The organism is Chthoniobacterales bacterium (assembly GCA_018883245.1).
Taxonomy (GTDB): Bacteria; Verrucomicrobiota; Verrucomicrobiia; order Chthoniobacterales; family JACTMZ01; genus JACTMZ01.
This window is the reverse complement of the sequence record VEQL01000012.1, coordinates 50,020-68,832: the sequence shown is the minus strand read 5'-3', so window position 1 is coordinate 68,832 and position 18,813 is coordinate 50,020. Positions and strand designations below refer to the sequence as shown.

Genomic DNA, 18,813 nt, shown 5'->3' with positions numbered 1-18,813 from the left:
CCGCCGCATCCAGGGTGGTCGGGACATCGCAGCCGGGTGCGCGCCGCGCGTCGAAAACCAGCGCCAGCGAGGTGGCCTCGGCGGGGATCTGCACCGGCGAGGACTCCCGGTCGAAGGCCGTGTCGCCGATCACCTGTCCCGCGCGCGTGAGCGTCAAGCCGGATGCCCCCTCCGAGGCGGCGTCTGTCGCAATCGCCCCCGTCCCCTCCGCGCCTCCGACGGCAAAAAACCGCCAACCATTCGCCACGAAGTCCCCGGCCTCGAAATTCTCCCGGAAAACGACCGGTGCCTCCGGCGTGGCGGCAGCGGGTGCTTGCGGGTGAACCGGCTGCGCCGGCAGGAGAAACAATGCTGCGGTTATGACTATTGGGTTTTTCATGGGGTTATGGTTTTACGACCTCATCGAACAGGGCGTGCGCCGGGTCCTTGCTGAGAATCGCGGTTTGCAGGAACGAGCAGTCGCGCGAGATGATGCCCTCGTAGTCGGTCGGGGTGCCGTCCCACTTCAGGATCGAGTAGCACTGGCCTGGAACATTCACGACGCCCATGTAGAAGCCGCTGCCGTTGGGCAGGATGCCCTCGTGCTGGCGGCGGAAAATCTCGCGCCGGATAATGGCGGCCTTGTCGTCCATCCCGACGCTCGAAAAGGCCATGATGGCCGCCACCGTGTCTTGCGGGAAGATGCCGCCGTTGCAGTAATAGGGAAACTCGTAGTTCCCATAGTGCTGGAAGTTGTAGTCGTCCGGAACGTCTTCGAAGTTGCAGGGTATGCCCCAGTAAAAGCCGGTGTAGTTGCCAGTCTTGGAGTCAATGTAGTCCACTGTCTTCCCCTTGGCGCTGTCGTGATACTCCGCCGCCTCGAAGGCATCCCAAAGCGCCTGCATGACATCGCGCGGTCCGCGCTTGAGGCCGGTGTCCGCCTCGATGCCGTTCGCGATGCCGAAGAGCACGGCGTTTTCCTGGATGAGGGGATTGATGTAGTCGTGCCGTTTGCCGTCCTGCCCGATCCACCAGATGTAGCGGTTTTTTTCCGGCAGGAAGAAGGTCTTGTTGTAGGCCTGCCGCAGCCGGAGCGCCCGCTCGCGATAGTCCTTCGCACGATCCTTGTCGCCGACGTCTTCCATCATCTTCGCCACGCCGAGAAACGACTTGTAGGCCTGTCCGTTGACCAGAGCGTTCTTCCAGCCGGAGCTGATGGTGTCATAGCCGGTGTCGCCAAACTGGTTCCGCCCATTTCCGTCGCGGAAGGTTTCGATGAGCCCGTCACCGTCGAGATCCCGTGCGATGAGATAGCCGATGGCCTTGACGAGCGCGTCTTTGTTGGCGGCAACGAACGCCTTGTCGCCGGTGGAGAGGTAGTAGTCGGTGGCCGCGTTGAGCACGCCGGTGTTGGAGTCGGCGGAGATGTTGCCCTTCTGCAGGACGTAATCGATCGAGCCATCGTCGTTCATTCGCTCGTTGAGCCAGAACTCGATGGTCCTCCGCGCGATCTTGTTGAGGTCGATGCCCATGATGACCGCTTTGCTGCCCATGCCGTTGAGCCATTGGAGGTTGCGGTCCATGTTGCAGGAGACGGGATCGGAAATGACGTTGTTGCCAATGATGCCGCCGGGTGAACCGAGCCACGGGGAGCCGTCTTCCTGGAACAGCATGAAAGGGGTGACGTGGAGCAGGGAGATCAGGCCCCGGCGGACCTTCGCCCATTCGGCATCGGGGATGTCGGACTTCGGCTTTTCCAGGCGGGCCGGGGTGAAGACGATCTCGCCATTGCCCGCGCCGGGAAACGCGACGCGCAGGTCGATGCGCTTGTGGTGTCGGCTGCCGGTGAAGCGGCAGGCAAGCGCCTCGTCGGAGCCGGCACCGCTGAGCCGCAGCTGGCCCATGTCGAGCGCGCTGATGATGAGCGGTGCCTTGACCGCTCCGTCGTTGCCCCATTCCTCTGCGAGAATCGTGGTGCCCATCGCACGCGGATCGAAGGGAATGAGCAATTCGGCTTTGGTCACCTGTCCGGCATTCGCTCCGTCGAGCGCGAGGCTCATCCGCAGATGCTCGTTCTCCGTCCAAACCGACCAGCGGGCATCGATCCCCTCGGCCGGGCTGAATTGATACACCACTTTGCCGGGCGTGAGTTGCCGTTTCGCCGACACATCCCAGGCATCCACCGTGCGTCCGTCTGCAAGCGTGAACACGAGCCTCATCGGCTCGCGCAGGAGCTGGGTCTTCGCCCGGTCGCCGCCCTCGGTGTCGAGGCCGAACTCGGCGATGACCGGGAACGCGGCATCGGCGCGGAGATTGTAGATCGTTGTTCCCGTCGGCGTCCAGTCGCGGCCGGTGTTCGAGGGCTGCGGCACGAAATTGCCAAACTGGGCCGGAGCCTCGAAGGGCTGCGTGGTGAAGGTCACGCCCGCCGGGTCGCGCACTTCCGGGCCGGTGATCGTTTGTAGAAGCTTGGGAGCCTCTTGGGAAATATCCCATACGGTCACGCTTTGCCTGCCATTGCTCGAACACACGATCTGCCCGTCCGGGGAAACCGCCAGCGCAACCGGGGTGGTCACCTCGCTTGCGGGCACGACCACCGCATTCGTCTTGCCGTCAAAGCGTGCGATGCCGCCGCTCCCGCTCCACCAGCAGCGTCCGCCTTGATCGAAGGCAATGCCCCACGGCGTAAACCCCGCCTGTTCCACAAACACCTCAGGCTCGCCATCTGCCAGCGGAAACCGCCGGATGCGCGCCTCGTTAAACTCAGTGGTGAACACCGCCCCGTCCCGCACCGCGATCTGCGTGATCCAACCCTTCGGATTTCCCGTCGCCACCGTGCCCTTGAACGCGCCCGTCTTGCCATCGTAGCGATGCACCTTGCTGTCATCGCAACTCACCACAAAGCAATCGCCCTCATGCCAGACGAGATCCGAGGCGCGCGCGAGGTGGCCGGGCTGTCCCGCCGGCACGGCAATGAAATCGCCGAGAAACCGACCGGTGACGCCATGGAATTTTTTGACCGCCCCCGGCCCACCGACCGCTCCCGTGGCCACATACAACGCACCGTCCGGCCCGTAGGCCAGCGCGTTGGGCCGATCGACCCGCGGTATGAAGGTCCCAACATGCTTGCCGGTGCTGGAATCATAGCGCTCCACCGTTCCACCGCCGCTCATCGCGACGAGCAGATCGGCGGCTTGCAGACTCGTGCCCTGAAGGGCAAATCCAAGGGCAATCGACAGAATTCTTTTCATGGGTTTGTGTGTTTTTGTGTGTTTCATGGAGTTCGCCTATGGGCTGGGGACGCTTTCTTCAATCTTGCGGTATTCAATCACCGTGGAGCCGGGCAGTTCATCAATCTCGATCTTCAGGCGGGCCAGATCCCGGCCCTTGACCTGTCGGGGTGGCTCGGGGGTGTAGCTGGGCGAGCACACGACTTCATAGGTGGCTGCGGGATCAAGACCGTGCAAACGGGCCTCATAGCTGGGGTAGGGTGAATCGTGACGGCGAAACGCGAAGACGACCCCGTCCTGCTTTTCCGGGCGATGGTATTGGTAAACGCACCAGACGGTGGGGCTGATGCCTGGCTCGGACAGCGGGTAGAAGTCACCGAGGAGGTAGGGGCGGAGGCGTTTGCCTTCGGCGATGCCCTGGCGCAGCAGTTCGCGCGGGTAAGAGGCGGGGCGGGTGTCTTCGCAGAACGTGATGCCGCCGTTGTAGCCGCTGCGGAAATAATACGGCTGGGCGCCGATACAGCCGCTCTGGCTCAAGGGAAGATAACGATTGAGCCCGTGATTGGAGGCTTGGTTCAAGATGGCGGTGTCGTTGGGCTGGCCCCGGGCGATGGTCAGCACGGCGCTGTCGGTGCGCCATAAGGGCAAGGCCCGGGCCGAGGTTTCCAAGTCGATGCGCCGCCCGCCGCCCGCGCAATTATCGAGCCGGAGCCGGGGGTTGGCCGCGCGCAGGGCGTCCCAATGGGCGTAAAGGCCCTCCACATAGCGAATCTCGGTGAGGCCGAGGCGGTTGTTGTCCCGATCCGCAGACTGCCAGTGATGGAGGGACGGGGCCCCGTCGGTGCGCCACCAATCCACGCCCCAGGCCTGGATGGCCTCGTTCATGTAGCGGGTCATGTAGTCAAGGGCCTCCGGGTTGGTGAAGTCAATGGGGCCGGGCGGGCCGGGTTTCATCACCCATTCGGGGTGTTCCAGGGCCAAGTCCGTGCCGGGCCAGATTTCTTCGGGGGCAAACCAGAGAAGGAAATCGAGGCCGTAACGGTGCGCCAGGTCGCTCAGCGGCTTGATCCCGTTGGGGAAGCGCACCGGATCATAGCCGCGGGTGATGGGAAAGCCCCAATGGCCCAAGCCCTTGGGATGTCCCCCTTTGACCCACCAGGCATCGAGCCAGTAGCACTCGAATCCGAGGTCTTTGAAGGATTCGATATAGCTGCGCTCGATGGCTTCGGTCGTTTTATTATTTTCCACAAACGAAGAAGTCGCGTGGGCAAAGGGCGGAAACAGCACCTCTCCGTCGTGGCGCGGCAGGATACGGGCCAGCATGGTGCGCCGGAACAAATTGTAACCGGCAAACTGGTCGCCGCCCTCCCAATAGACCTGCAGCACGCGGGGACTGCGGATGCTCTCGCCCGGCTTGAGGCTCAGTCGCAGGTTGCGCAACCCGGCGCAAACCCGCAGAGCCTGGTCGCGACGCTCGACCGTGGCGGTCCATTGCCCGGTCCAGCCCAGCGCGGTCACCACGCCCCCGCGCCCCCAGTCGAGCGTGAAAAACGGGAAGGCCTGGAAGGACGACCGATTGTCGCGCGGTTGCCAGGACACTTTGGCCCCGACCGGCAGAGGGTCGTCCAAGGGTGTGAATTCGCTCAGATCATAGACCGGCCCGCCGAAGGACCCCCGGAGCCGGCGCAGCACGGGCTCGGGTGCGTGGGCCTTTGTGGGCGGCGGGCTGGCGCCGTCCAGGCCCATCAACCCGACGACGGGCTCGTCAGCCACGGTCGAGGGGGACGGCAGCGGCAGCGTCGAGTCGAGGGCGCACAACTCCTCAAGGATCGGCGTATCCCGATTACCCCGGTTGGTGAACCGCAAGACCCAATCCACGCCGGGCACGTCCAGGTAAAGGGTGATGCGCGCTTCGATGGTGAGCCCGGTCTCCGGATCCGCGAGGGTGAGCGTCCGCACCCGGCAGCTGGGATCGGGTTGGACCTCGGTGAGGGTGCGGGTCCATTTCCCCAGCAAGTCCGAGGAAGGGCGTCCTCCGTAGAGGAAGGAAAAGGGGAAGGCCGCGGTGGGAGGCGCCCCCGTGGCGGGGTCGCCGAAGGCGGCGTCGGCCCAGCGTCGGGTAAGTTCGACGCTTTGGGGCAGCAACGCTTGCGCGTCCGCCGCCAGGGCACTGCCGGTCAGGGTCAAGGCCAGGAAGAGCATTCCGCCTCGCCAAAATCGAAACGAGCTTGTCATAAACTCGATGCAAACCGCCCGGCTGCCGCCGCGGAGGGTCCGAGCATCTGGCGCGACCGCCTGGTCGCCTGCGCAAGCGCGCAAACTCAAGAGGCAAAGCGGCTGGTCTGGCTGCTTCATTTGGTCAATTTGCGGTATTCAATGAGCAGCGAACCGGGCAGGTCTTCGATGATGGCTCCGTAGCGCTGCAGGTCCGCGCCTTTCATGCGGCGGGGCTTTTCCGGGGAATACGAGCGGGCCTCGGTCACCTCGTAGTCCCCGTCCGGATCAATACCCTGCAGGTTCAGTTGCAAGCCGTAGTAAGGGGCTTGGTGGCGCCGGAACACAAACACCGCACCTTCGTCCGACTCCGGGAGATGATACTGATACGCGCACCATTGCTCGGCACTCGCGGTGGGTTTGGTCAGCGGATAGAAGTCGCCCAGCAGGTATTTGCGCAGACGCTTGCCCTCGGCGACGCCCTGTTTGAGCAACTCGCGAGGATAACCGGCGGGCCGGACATCTTCACACCACGTGAGACCGCCGTTGAACGCGCTTCGCAAGTAATACGGCTCCGCTCCGACCGTGCCTGACGTGCTGAACGGCACGTAACGATTGAGCCCATGGTTGATGGATTGGTTGAGGATGGCCGTTTCTTCTTTGGCGGGAGAGTCGCTGCCGCGCACATGGCCGTTCACGCTCCACACGGCGCTGTCGGTGCGCCAGAGCGCGAGCGAGCGCGAGGAGGTTTCCAGGTCGATGCGGGTTCCCCCGCCGGCGCAGTTGTCGAGCATCAGACCGGGGTTGGCCGCGCGCATGGCGTCCCAGAACGCATAGTAGCCCTCGACATAGCGCATCTCGGTCATGCCGGTGCGATTGGGATCGGTGTCATTGTCTGTCCAATGCTTCAGCGAAGGGCCGCCATCGCTGCGCCACCAATCGATGCCCCACTCCTTGATGACTGTGTTCATGTAGCGTGTGATGTATTCCCGCGCCTCCGGTTTGGTAAAATCGATGGGGCCGGGAGGGCCGGGCTTCATTACCCACTCCGGATGCTCTTTGGCAAGGTCCGTGTTCGGCCAGATCTCCTCGGGAGCGAACCACAGGATGAACTTCATGCCCTGCTTCGCGGCGTGATCGCGGACGGGCTTCACGCCGTTCGGGAAGCGGACGGGATCATAGCCGCGCTCGATCGGGAACCCCCAGTGCCCCATGCCATGCGGGTGGCCGCCTTTCATCCACCACGCATCCAGCCAGTAATACTCGAAACCCAAGCCCGCCAACGAGTCGATGTGGCTGCGCTCGTTGGCTTCGGTGGACTTGTTGCCTTCGTAGAACGACGACGTGGGAGGGGCAAAGGGCGGAAAGACCGGCTGGCCCTTGTCGTCCTGCGGCACAATGCGCGCCAGCATCGTGCGGCGGAACAGGTTGTCGCCCATCTGGCGGTTGCCGCCCTCCCAATAGACCTGCAGCACGCGCGGGCTGCGGATGGTCTCGCCGGGGTGCAGCATGGTGCGCAGGTTGCGCATGCCAGCGCTCACACGCATTTGAGGTCCGCTGCGGTCCACGCAAGCCACCCAGTGCCCGGTCCAGCCGATGGCGGTCACCACACCGGCACGACCCCAGTCGAGGGTGAACATGGGAAACTCCTGGAAGGACGACCAGGCGCTCGGCGTGCCCCACTCGATCCGCTTGCCCGCCACCACTTCCTCGTCATAGGCCATGAAGTCTTCGATGTTGAACCGGACACAACCGATCGTGCCGTGAAGCCGTCCCAAGATCGGATTGTTCTTGGTGGTCAGACTGCTTGAGCGGTCCGCGACGCTCATGAGTCCGGTGATGTTGCCGTCGCTGGCTTCGGAACGGGCCAACGGAGGATTGATGGCCACATCCACCGCCCGCACCTGCTCGAGAATGGGCGTGTCCTTCCCACCCTTGTTCGTGAAATAAACCGTCCAGTCCACGCCCGGCGTGTCGAGGTAGATGTCCGCCACCGCCTTCACTTCCAGCCCCGTCTCCGGATCGGTGAAGGTCAGCGTGCGGCGGCGCGTCTTGGCGTCCACCTCCTCCACTTTTTCCTCCGCCTTCCATTTCGGCAGCAGCTCCGAGGACGGCTTGCCCCCATAAACAAACGAAAACGGCACGCCGCCGAGCGGACCGCCCTGTTGGGCCAGTTGATCCAGCCACACGACCTCGCCATCGGTCAGTTCGATGCGCGGATCGCACCAATTCGCCTGGTCCCAAGCCCGGTCGTCACCGCCATTGTCCACAATCAAGTCGAAGGACGTCGCCCCGTCCAGAGGCACATCGATGCTCTGCCGGCTGCCGGGACGAAGAACGTCGGAAACAAACAGCTCCCTGCCACCGGAAACAACCCGGAACCTCACCGAGGCCACCTGCCCGTCCGCATTGCGGTCCACGCCGATGTCGGCAAGAAAACGCGTCGCCGGTTTTTCCAAGGTCACCCGCATCACGACATGGGCGTTGAGTCCGAGCCCGCGCTCGTAGGTCTTGTCCGCCAGGCGCAACGCCTTCCCGCTCACGGAACGGTTCAGCATGACCGGAGCGTTGGCCGGGTCGTCGTTTCGAACCACGACCAAACGGTGGCCCGACAGCGGCGCGGGATTGGCGGCAAAGGATTGTTCGGCCCAGCGCTCGTTCAACGCGATTGGAGATGTCTCGCCGGATGCGCTGCAGATGGCGGACAAACCGAATAATGCGGCAAGAGTCAGTTGTGTTTTCATGGTTTGAGTTTTCATGGTTTGAGTGATTTCGAGCGATTCCTCATTCAACGCGGCTCACGTCGCAGATGAAGGCACCCAGTTCGCATTCAAAGGGGAGTTGCCCGCTCCAGACCACCTGCAGTTCGCCGCGGAAAGGTTTCTCGACCGTCCACCGCAGGACGGCTTCCCGGCTTCCGGCGGTGACGGGCGCTTGGGCGACGGTCTTTCCATCGACCTTGAGCCAGACCCTGCCCTCCTTGAGGTGGACCATCGAGCGCACGGCCGGCGGCACGATGCTGGCGCGAAATTCATAGGTTCCGGGACGGGTGAAAAACACATTCCAATAGCCGTTCAGCCGGCTCCTGTTTGCTTCCAGCGTTTTCGGAGTCCGGCCCTTGTTCTGCCAGTCGAGCATCTCCTGCGAAATCCCCTGCCCCATCCAAAACGCGAATTTTTGAATCGCAAATTCTTCCTTGCCCGACTGCAGCGGATGCCAGTCCACCGAGCTCAGCATGACCACCGGCTGCCGTGGGTCGCCCAGATGGATATGCACGGGGGCCAGTGCTTGGTTGGTGCCCGCCTCCCAAAACCGGGTGACGCTGGCTTCGAGCCGCTTCAGCACCTCGGGATACTCGGCGGCAACGTTCACGGTCTGCCCCGGGTCTTCCTGCACCGCATAAAGCCCGCCGCGCCGCCACATCCGGAAGTCCCTGGTGCGGGCGCTGACCCGGTTCATGTAATCCACGCCCTCGAAATCCCGAGTCGGCGGAAGGAACAAATGGCCGATGTTGTGGACCACGCGGTCGGGCAAGGGCCGGGCCGGCCGCAGCAGGTGGTCGAGCAGGCTGATGCCATCCAGCGATTCCGGCGCGGGGTGTTTCGCTCCGGCGATATCAAGAAGCGTCGGCAGGATGTCGTAGTGGGCCGCCAGCTCGGAACTGATGCGACCCGGCTGAATCCGGCCCGGCCAGCGGATGAAGCAGGGCACGCGAGTGCCGCCCTCGTCGCCCGCGCTCTTGCCGCCTTTCAGCCCGGCGTTCCAGAGCGGCCCCCACTCCGTCATGTGGGAAACAGCGGTGCCGTTGTCTCCCATGAAAATCACCATGGTGTTCGTGGCGAGGCCGGTCTCATCCAGATAGTTCAGGAGCCGCCCGATGTTCTGGTCCAGGTTTTCAATCAGCCCGTAAAATCCGGCGACTTCCTTGTGGTAGCCGAGATCCAGAAACCGCTGCATCGCCTCCTTGGGCGGCGTGTAGGGCCCGTGGGGTGCCGAGGTGGCCAGATACAGGAAGAACGGTTTGTCCGGGTTGCGCTCCTTGCCCAGCCAGCGCATCGCCTCATCGAACTGGATGTCCGTGGCAAACCCGCGGGCGGTCAGCGGCCGGCCGTTTTTGAGATGCGTCGGATTGAAGTAGCTGTTCTGCCAGAAATCGCCCTGAAGTCCGCACAGCGCGCCGCCGCTGTGGATGTAGGTGTATTCAAAGCCCTTGTCTTGCGGACGCGAAGGCAGGTGTTCGCCCAAATGCCACTTGCCGATGATCGCGGTCTGGTAGCCGGCATCCCGCAGCAGTTCCGCCACCGTTGGCACCTTTTCGGGCAAATAGTATTTGCCGAGAAACGTGCAGGTGACCCCGACATTGAACGCATTTCGCCCGGTCATCAAACTCGCCCGGGTCGGCGCACACTCCCCACTGACCTGGAATTGCGTGAAGCGAATGCCCTCGTCCGCCAGCCGGTCCATGCTCGGGGTGTTCAATGCCGGGTGCCCGTGCCGATGCACATCGGGGAATCCCTGGTCATCGGTGAGCAGCAGGATGATATTGGGTCGGGCGGCCGCAGGCGTCGGCCCGGCGGCCAAAGCTGAAAATCCGGATGTCGCCAGCGCGGAGGTGAGCAGGAGGAGAATTTTCATGCGTTGAGGTTTTCCTTCTTCCGCCTCATTTCACGCTGGGTTTGCCGTGGAGGCGTTCGCGCAAGGCGGGTTCGCGGAGCAGGGCGGTTTGCAGGAAGGTGTAGCTGTAAGTGAGATGGCCCTCGTAGCCGCAAGGGGTTCCGTCCCATGTGTAAAACTCGCCTCCACCGCCGATCCCATTCTGGAAACCGCCGCCGTTTTCATGCGCGCCCGCCCATTGCCGCTGGAGCATCGCGGCCAGCACGCGGTCGGCGCGGTCGCCCAGACCCGCCATGTGGGAGGCCACCAGGAAGTGGAACGTGTCGCTGACGCAGCACCCGCCGTTCAGATAGTGCTTGAAGGGATTGGACGCCACGGATCGGTCGCCGCCCGGGCCGTAGTGGTAGTCGCCGGGTTTGATGGGCAGGAGCGTGGTTGGGATTCCGAGGTCGAAGCGATCGAACCCCACTTCATCGATCTTGGCCCACAGCTTTTTCAACATGGGCCGGCCCTCCTCGGGAGAGAGCAATCCGTTTCTCACCGCAAAGCCGGTAATCCACGGCGAGGCGTAGTCGTGCAAGACGCCATCCCGGCTGCGCCACCAGCCGAGCCAGCGGGTCTCCGGGTTGTAGAAACACGGAAGGAAGGCGGCCCGGAGCTTGGCGGCCCGCTCGCGCCAGTGGGCGGCACGATCCGGGTGGCCGAGCGCCTCCGCCATCTCGGCCAATCCGAGCCACGCGCGATAAACCTGGATGTTGATGAAGGCGTCTTTGTGGCCGGAGTTGACGGTGTCATAAGCACTGGAGCCCGAACCGAACTCCATCGCGAAGGTCCCTTCGTTGCCGCTGTTGGGGGACTCCACCAGACCGTCGCCATCGGTGTCATTGCGCTCGAGGAATGAGGCGATTTTTTCCAGCACCTCCCAGCGCGTGACGAGCCATTGGTTGTTCCCGTCCGCCTTCCAGACATTCCACGCACCGGTCAGCGTGCCAGAAATGCCATCGAGCATCTGGATATGGTCGTGGTAGCACGGCACGGCCCCATCGGCCTCTGCGGAAACCATGACTGTGGAATTTCCAAGTGCCGCGATTTCCGCCTCGCTGCGGATGAGCTTCATCCGCGGATTGGTTGCCGCCATGGGAAAAGTCCGGGTCAGGAAATGGTCCACTGTCCGGCGCATCGCTTCGTTGAGTTCGATGCCCTGTGGCAAAGCCGGCGATAGAAGCACCGCGTCGCCCCAATAGTGCATCAGGCCGCTCACGAGGTCGCTCAGCACGTTGTTGGCATAGAGGCCGGGCGGAGCCGAGACGGTGCTGGAGGCTTCGCCCCACGGGGCGGTCGCCTGCAGCGCGTTGAGCCAGCCGCGACGGATGGCCGGCCAGAGCGCGGTTTCCTTCAAACCCTCAGGAGGCGGAAGCTGCACGGGCTCGAAGCTCCAGACCACAGGCTTGCCGGCGGCCGCCTTCGAGATCAGGGATAAGTCGAGCTTGTTGTTGCGGCTTCCGTGGCTTCCATCCCGCATCCCCTGGATCCGGGCGGTGCCGGCATCGGCGGGCGTGGCCTTGACCAGCACCAGACCGAGGTCGGGGGCGTTGAGCAGAAACGGCGGGTGCACCGTGCCGTCCCTCTCCCACCGCCCGCCGAGAACTGTGACAGCGGACAGCGCGGGGCGCAGCGGCAGCCGGACTTCCACATCGTCCGTCGATTGCGCCGGAGCGGCGACGGTCAGGGTCAGCCCCCCTTCGGGCACTCCCGCCTTCCAATCCAGTTCCGTGCCCGCGGCATCCACCTTCACCTGGCCTGGCGCGGACGAAGCCACCTTGCCGTCCGCAAGCTTGCCGGCAGAAACCGACGCCGGCTCGCGCAGCAGGTTCATCTTCTCGCGTCCGCCGCCTTCGGTATCCAAGCCGAGGTGGATCAAGGCTCCGCTTTCGGCGTCGAAATCCACGCGCATCGCCGAGGCATCACCGGGAGGGCCCTCGCGATAAAGCCCGGCAAAAGGGCCATCCTTGATCGGTTGCGGCACCATAGCCGCAGGCCAGCGGCGCTCCGCGCGAAGGGACAAAGGGGGAGGTCTGGCCTCGCAGGCGATCTGCACCTCATACAGGTGAACGGCGACATTGCCCTCCTGCCGGTCGCCAAGGTTGAACGAGACCGCAAGGCTTTTCCCTGCGGTGTCGGCATCCAGCGTCCAGGTTTTCTCCTGCCACTCGCCGGAATACTCCGTGGGTGCCTCAATGGTCCGCCCCCCCTTGTTCGCATACCCCTCACCGCCTACGTGCGTCACCAGATTGACCGTCATCTCGGGGAACTCCCACCCGCGCGCCGGGTCCATCGAGCCGATCCGATATCTGACCGTGTATTTCAGCTTGTCCGCGCTGATGGTGTGGGACGGCACAGTTTGATAGATGTGGGCTCCCGGGCTGGTGGAATAGACCATGCCGGGATTGTCATTGCCCCAGCCGATCTGGGTCCACCCGGCAAGGCCTTGGGCGAAATCGGGATTCTCGAGCGGTAAATCCTCCGCATGCGCCATCGTCGCGAGGCAGAGAACCGCGGCGATGCCGCAAACGGTGGATCGGAGTGTTGGGTTGTCAATCATTGGCCCCCTTCTTTTCGCTGATGGTCACGGCAAAGCCGGCACCTTCGTTTGTCCATGTGTTGCCGCAGCCGATGACGAAATCCAGCATCCGGCCAGCGGAGGCGGTGAACTCAAAATCGAAATCCTGCGCCGCCGTGGAGCCCCGCGCTTCAAAAAGAATCTCGTCTCCGAGCCGGATGACGAAATCGCGGTCACCCGAGTCGGCAGGGACGCGAAATGAACCGGTCACATGGTAAGTCGTATTCTCCGCGGCTGCCGGGGCGGTCCAACGGATGGCGGTGGCCTTATCGGGAGAATTTCCCGGATGGATCACCATCTCGCCCGCCTCGAATCCAAAAGCCGTTTTGGTTGCGAACCAAACAAGGCCGTTTTCCCATAGATCAACGTCTCCGAAGTTCCGCATCCTCCACTGCCCGTCGTCTTGGGAATCCGTGAAAGCGCGGAAGCTGCTGCTGTCGAGGATGTCTGCACGTCCGGCACTCCACGCGCTGTCCGATTTCCCGAGGGAGTCGAAATCGCCAGGCATCGACCAGGTCGTGGCATTTGCTGAATGCCCAGCCGCCGCGGGCTCTGCGGCAAAAGCCGGAACCGCGCCGGGGGCCATCAAGGCGCCAACAGCCAGCAGAGTCAGACGCTGGAGGAAGGATTTGGCACGACCGGCCCTGGCGGTGGCCTTTGTTGCTCTCGAGAGTGATAAATTCATGGATTGGATGGTTTGGGTTCAGCGTTTTCGAAACTGCGTTTGGCGGCGGCGGGAGGATTGGGCGGCGGCGGGGGAAACGCATCGACGGCCTTGCGCACCTCGGGGCTTGCCGCGGCGATCGCGAGATGGTTTTCGAACAGCTTCATTTCGCGAGCCTGGGTGGTGGTCACGAACCCGTCGCACTCGTAATCGGCCCATGTGATACCCGGCACGCCTCCCTCCCCGATGGTGGCCTGCCACCACGGATAAACGGCAGTGAGCACATGCATCATGGTGGCCTTGACCGGGCGGTCCACGTTGTAGGCGCGGGTGTAGTCGTCGGTGCCGAATTTGTCGTTGAGGGCGATGTCGCGCATGTGATCGAACTGCGGCAGCCACGCGGGCGTGATGCCCTGCTTGACGCAAGCACGGGTGAGCTCGCGGACTTCTCTCGGAGTGTAGGGCAGTGTTGTGTAGTCCGAGTGGTAGGCGAGGACTCCGGCCTTCTGCAGAATCTCGGCGATCATGGCATTCCGCCGCTGGCTGTAATAGACATGCCGGAGATGGGGATCCGGGCTGGCGGGATTGATTCCCGCGACGAGGGCATTTGACCCCTCGGTGCGCAGGGTGAGTGCCGACGAGGGAACCTCCTTGCGCAGGTGCTCCAGGGTTCGCGCATAGTTTTCCGCGCGCAACTCCGTGCGGAAACTGTCGAAATCCAGCACGGCGGGCGACCAGTCGTGGAACGGGTTGTTGGAATCGGAGTATTCCCAGCGATGGTCCCAGCGGTTGACGACCTGTCCGCGCTCGGGGTCGATCTCCTCCCATGCGGCGAACCGGGTGCCCCACGCGGCATTGACCTTGTCGAGCGAGCTGTATTGTTTTTTCAGCCAGTCGCGGAAGGCGGCGATCGTGGCCGGGCCGTGCGGATAGCGGATGTGAAGGTCCATGCGCAGCCAGCCGCGGGTGTCCTCCACGGAAAAAGGCGTCTGGCCGGCGGCATTGCGGGCGAAGACGTCGCCCCAGCGCCGGAAGTGATAAAGCCAGACAAGGGCATTCGCCTCCGGAAGCTTGGGGTCCGCATGGCTGGCCTCCATCGGCCAAGCCGTGTCGAACGCAAAAGGTTTCCCGGTGAGCCAGGTGGCGACCTCGCCTATGGTCACGCGGGCAAACGGATAATTGCCCCAGCCTTCCACCGGCATCCCGTCGGCGCGCGCCAGATCGAGGAAAAACTTCCAGGCATCCCCGTTCTGGTTCGACTCGGGTGTCGGCTGGCTGTGGATGTAGGGAAAGCGGATGAATTCGTAGAGCCACGGCATGCCGGTGGTGGTGACGACGCTGATCCCGCTTTCCTCCATCCTGGCGATGTCGGCGCGCGCGTTGCCTTCGACATCCGGCCCGAGCTGGATGTTGGCGCGCATGTCCGCCATCGTTTGCGTGACAACCATCGGCACCCAGCGCCCGCCTTTCCAAACGAGGTTCTTCGCGTTCGGCATCAAGGCGACCTCGAGGGTTTCGTCCGAAACCGAAAGCGGCGAAGCGGCGGTGGCGATCTGCGGCGGGTCGCCGGTCAGGAGCTTCACAACCACATCCTTGGTCCATGGCGCGATCTGCAGGTGGAGGGTTCCGCGGACCTCACCGCCGGGGGGAATGCCACCGAGCTGGCTCTCGAAGGAAGTCATGAATTCCTCGAACGTGTGCAGCCACTTGTTCAAACGCGGCTGGCCGCCGAAGTTCTCGAAGGTCACCCGGGGGGATGACGGCTCGACGGCAATCGCCTCTTTGGCTGCGGTGAAATCCCATTCCATGCGCGCAACCGTCCTGCCCTCCCAAAGATTGACGAGCCAGTCGTGGTCTTTTTCAAAGCGCGCGAGGCCTTCGATCCCGATGCGATAGCGCCCGGGAAGCAGACCGAAGCCCTGCGGGGTCTCCTTGGCGTCGGTCATGAAATTGATCCAGACCTCGGTGCTCTCGCCGGGGTAGAGGTAATCGAGAATGCGGATGTAGCGATTGTAAGGGATGCCGGTTTGCTCCCAGTTGCCGTCGTATTTTTGCCGGAAAATGGCGGGCTTGAGGAAAAACGCGCCGACGCCTTCGGGATCGAGGATGGTGTTGCCGGTGTTGGTAATGCGGAATTTGAACCAGACCAAGTCGCCCGCTTGGACGACGCCGCTCCGGACCAAGGGGCCCGCGTCATAGTTCGGATACTTGTCGGATGGCTTGTCGGAGAGATCCGCAGCCATCAGGTGCGGAGCGCCCGGACGAATGGTCGCCGTCACGGACCCGAGGAAATCGAATTTCACACCGATGTCCGCCGGCAGCGACAGGTCCGCCAGATCGCGCCCGCCACGACGTTCGGGATCCTCGAACGCCGTCGCCGACACGTGCACCGGACCGGAGGCCTCCGCCGCGGTATTGCGCAGCACGTAGCCCACCGGGACCACGTCATAGGCGCGCGCCGCGACGGGCACTTTGAATTTCGCCTCAAGGCCGCCCAATTGCACCGACACCTCGCGCGCTTCAACATTCGCATCGCGGGCGAGCTGTCCGGTTTTTTCCGCCTCCCGCCGGAGCGGGTCATAAACCAGGCCGCCATCGGCGTGGATCGGGTAGGTGAAAATCGGCGCGGGTGCGGGAGGCTGCGGGTGATGGTTTGCGGGCACACAACCCTGCGGCGTAGCCAGGAGCAATGACGCTGCGGTCATGACCAGTGTGTTTTTCATGAGGTTATGTTTTTTTCGTGGGGTCGATGAGTCTGCAGCCGGCGAAGCGCGCCTTCCCGCTCTGCGGGCCCGGTGCAGCGGAAGACGAAGGGTTCGTGTCCGAGCTTGCGGCAGACGTCGAGGGCGCGTCGCGGCTCGGCGAGATCCTTGCCCCAGCGGATGCGGTAGCGGAATTCGTGGAATCCGCCGAGCGAGGCCTCGAAGTTGGTCTCCCAGTAGTTGGTCATGAGCCAGCCGAGGGCGTCGGCGGGCCGACGTTGCGGGAGGCTGCCGTTGGCAAGCAGGCGCGTGCCGGGTTCGAGCGGGCCGAGCTGCAGTAGCGGGGCATCGAGGCAGGCGATGGCGATGCCGAAAGTTTTCCCGCAGACCGCGTAGCCGCTTTGCAGGCAATACCAATCGGTGAGCGTGCCGGGGAGCTGGTCGATCACCGGGCGCACCGCCGCCCCGGCCTTGTCGAGCCAGATCTGGCTGTCCTCACCGCAGTCGAAGGGCAGCGACAGATAAAGATTTTCCGGATCCCAGAGCGATTCCTTGTTGATGCGGAAAACAACATCCGCCACCGGTTGGTGCTTCGAAAGGCGCAACTCGACCACGGCCATGCGCGCGCCGGCGAGTTCGTAGTCAATCCTGTAAACCGCGAGGTGCGGGCCGTTGTCCAGGAGGCGGATCGTTCGGACATTGCCCGCATGCCGCTCCACGTTCGCGCCTTTGCGATTCCGTCCCATCCGCGTGCGCGTCATCATCTGGGTGTCGGGATCATCCGGTTTGTCCACCGGCGTGTGTTCGTAAACCGGAGTGAACGGCGGCCAGGCCACGCCCTCGGCGAGCAGGCTCAATCCGGTGGAGGCGTCTTTCCATGCCGCCAGACCGGTGTCCTTGTCGAACGCGACCTCCGCATGCGGAGAGGAAAACCGCAGGTCGCTGACGGGACACTCCTCACCGGCAAAGCGGGCGTCCATTTTCGCCAGTTCGGGGCGGATGGAATCGTTGGTTAGCATCCGGTTGAAGCGGGCGGTCGGGAAGCCTTCCGCCAGCTCGATGACCCTCGACTGACCGGCATCGAGGCGGAGCGGTATGAGGAAGTCCCAGCCGCGCGGCGCGGCGGTTTTTTGCGCCTCCAGCTCCTCTCCGGTTTCATGGTCGATCAGGCGTGGCGCGAGCTCGCGCACATGGAAGTCGCAGTATTCAAGATAGAGCGGGGCCAGCGTCTCGATGGCATGCGGGAAAGGGTTCACGATGCGGTAGAGAAACGGCCTGCCCGGGCGCATCGGGGCTTCGCCGAGCGCGATCTTCAGTTCGTCCTCGGCCTCGCACACTTCGGAGAGGGCGCTGCTGGCGATGACCGTTTTGCCGGCGGCAATGTGCTTGGTCACACCGTCCCACGGCGACTTCATGGAGTCCGAATGGTTGAACGTGTGCTCGCAGTAGAGCGCGATGGACTGTTCGATGCGCCTCTCGACCGCGGCATCGAAATTCCACCTCTGCGTCTCGCGCGCCGCGCGCAGACGCTCAAGTCCACGCTGCGCGGTGCGGCAAAAACGCGTCTCGTCCGGCATGCTGGCGAGACCGTCCGACCACCAGTCCGGCCAATCGCCGCGGTGCACCGGGATATCCTTCCATTCCTCGCGCACCTTTTTCATGAACGCGGAGGGGCTTGTCATTTCGAGGCGGATCGAGTGGCCGTGCGCCGCATTCCATGCGCGAATGAATTCCGGAAGCCCGAAGTGCGGCGGGGCGTTGTCCGACAACGTGCCGCCGAGACCGACGACGAGAAAATCTTGCGGATAGCCGTCGCGTTCGAGTTGGCGCAGGTAGCGCGGCAGGCGGATTTTTGCGACGGAGAGGCTGTCGGAATCGGCCGTGCACGGGGTTAGTTCGTCGGCGAAGACATATGTAATCATGGCGGCGGGCACGAGGCCGAGCGCGTTGCCGAGCATGTAGTGCTCGCCGTTCCAGACGAGCACGCGATCCCCCTTGGGCGTCTCCCACCAGAACGGCACCTGGCGTTTACCCAGCGGCGACATGCCGTGGTGGGAATGCAGGAAGTCGACCAAGTTCGTCGCGCCGGTGTCGTGGAGCGCCTGGGCGTATCCCCAGGAATGCCCGTTGATGTCGGCGCTGACCGCCGTATCGGCCACCAAGCCGTTGGCTTTGGCGTAGCGGGCCGCACGCGCGAGCACCTCGCACACCAGCGGGTAGTCGATCATTTCGTTGAAATGCAGATACGTGGCCGATAGCGCGGCAAATCCGTCGCGGATGGCGGCTGCGAGCGTTTCGCGCTCCGCCTCCCCGCGCAACGCGAGCCATTGCTCGACCGACCAGAAGCACTCGATCGTCCAGACGAAGCCGTCGAGCGAACGGTCTCCGGATTTCCAATCCCGGTAGCGGGCCACGACATCATCAAGGAATTGCAGGTGATAGCGGGCGATGCGCCCCTGCGTTTCGGTATAGCCGATGTCGGTGTGGGTATGGTGGATCAGATAGACGGTCCAGGCACGGGTCAATCCGCTGTCTTTGGTGGATGGCGTGTTCATGGATTGGAGGGTGCCGGCTCAGCGTTTTCGAAACTGCGTTTGGTGGCGGCGGGAGGTTTGCGCATGGTTTTCCGCACGCCAAAGGCCCGGACATCCGGGGAATACGGGGAAGGAGCTACAGGCGGCTCCTCGGCGCGGGCAGTCGAGGACAAGGAAGAGCCGAACAAGCCGAGTCCGGTGGTGGCCATTGCCTGGCGGCGTGTGGTGGTGAGGATTGGCGGTTTCATGGCGCAAT

The 18,813-nt window shown here is 63.6% G+C and carries 10 protein-coding genes; all 10 read right to left on the bottom strand.

From position 1 onward, the window contains the following. A partial coding sequence (locus FGM15_06200; GenBank protein MBU3665454.1) for a hypothetical protein occupies positions 1–379 on the bottom strand: 379 nt, incomplete at its 3' end. Positions 380–383: 4 nt separating this feature from the next. Continuing rightward, positions 384–3,230: a hypothetical protein gene (locus FGM15_06195; protein MBU3665453.1), complete on the bottom strand. Its 2,847-nt coding sequence runs from the start codon at positions 3,228–3,230 to the stop codon at positions 384–386. A 36-nt stretch (positions 3,231–3,266) separates the two neighbouring features. Next, entirely contained in the window at positions 3,267–5,564 is a 2,298-nt protein-coding gene (locus tag FGM15_06190; protein ID MBU3665452.1) for a hypothetical protein, read from the bottom strand. Beyond that, on the bottom strand, positions 5,561–8,182 hold the full coding sequence (locus tag FGM15_06185) for a hypothetical protein (GenBank protein ID MBU3665451.1): 2,622 nt from the start codon (positions 8,180–8,182) through the stop codon (positions 5,561–5,563). Before FGM15_06185 ends, FGM15_06190 begins: the two co-directional genes overlap by 4 nt. A gap of 25 nt (positions 8,183–8,207) precedes the next feature. After that, on the bottom strand, positions 8,208–10,058 hold the full coding sequence (locus FGM15_06180) for an arylsulfatase (protein ID MBU3665450.1): 1,851 nt from the start codon (positions 10,056–10,058) through the stop codon (positions 8,208–8,210). Positions 10,059–10,083: 25 nt separating this feature from the next. Next, positions 10,084–12,639 (bottom strand): hypothetical protein, encoded by a 2,556-nt coding sequence (locus FGM15_06175; GenBank protein MBU3665449.1) that lies wholly within the window; start codon positions 12,637–12,639, stop codon positions 10,084–10,086. Beyond that, complete coding sequence (locus FGM15_06170) at positions 12,632–13,342, bottom strand: hypothetical protein (protein MBU3665448.1); 711 nt, start codon at positions 13,340–13,342, stop codon at positions 12,632–12,634. The genes FGM15_06175 and FGM15_06170 overlap by 8 nt, the downstream gene beginning before the upstream one ends. Beyond that, positions 13,339–16,044 carry a hypothetical protein gene (locus FGM15_06165; protein MBU3665447.1) on the bottom strand — a complete coding sequence of 902 codons (2,706 nt, stop codon included), beginning with the start codon at positions 16,042–16,044 and terminating at the stop codon, positions 13,339–13,341. The genes FGM15_06170 and FGM15_06165 overlap by 4 nt, the downstream gene beginning before the upstream one ends. Continuing rightward, positions 16,041–18,578, bottom strand: a complete 2,538-nt coding sequence (locus FGM15_06160; GenBank protein MBU3665446.1) for a hypothetical protein — start codon at positions 18,576–18,578, stop codon at positions 16,041–16,043. The genes FGM15_06165 and FGM15_06160 overlap by 4 nt, the downstream gene beginning before the upstream one ends. Then, the gene (locus tag FGM15_06155) at positions 18,575–18,805 is read right to left on the bottom strand and encodes a hypothetical protein (protein MBU3665445.1); all 231 of its coding nucleotides are present in this window, start codon (positions 18,803–18,805) and stop codon (positions 18,575–18,577) included. The genes FGM15_06160 and FGM15_06155 overlap by 4 nt, the downstream gene beginning before the upstream one ends. Between the last annotated feature and the right edge of the window lie 8 nt (positions 18,806–18,813).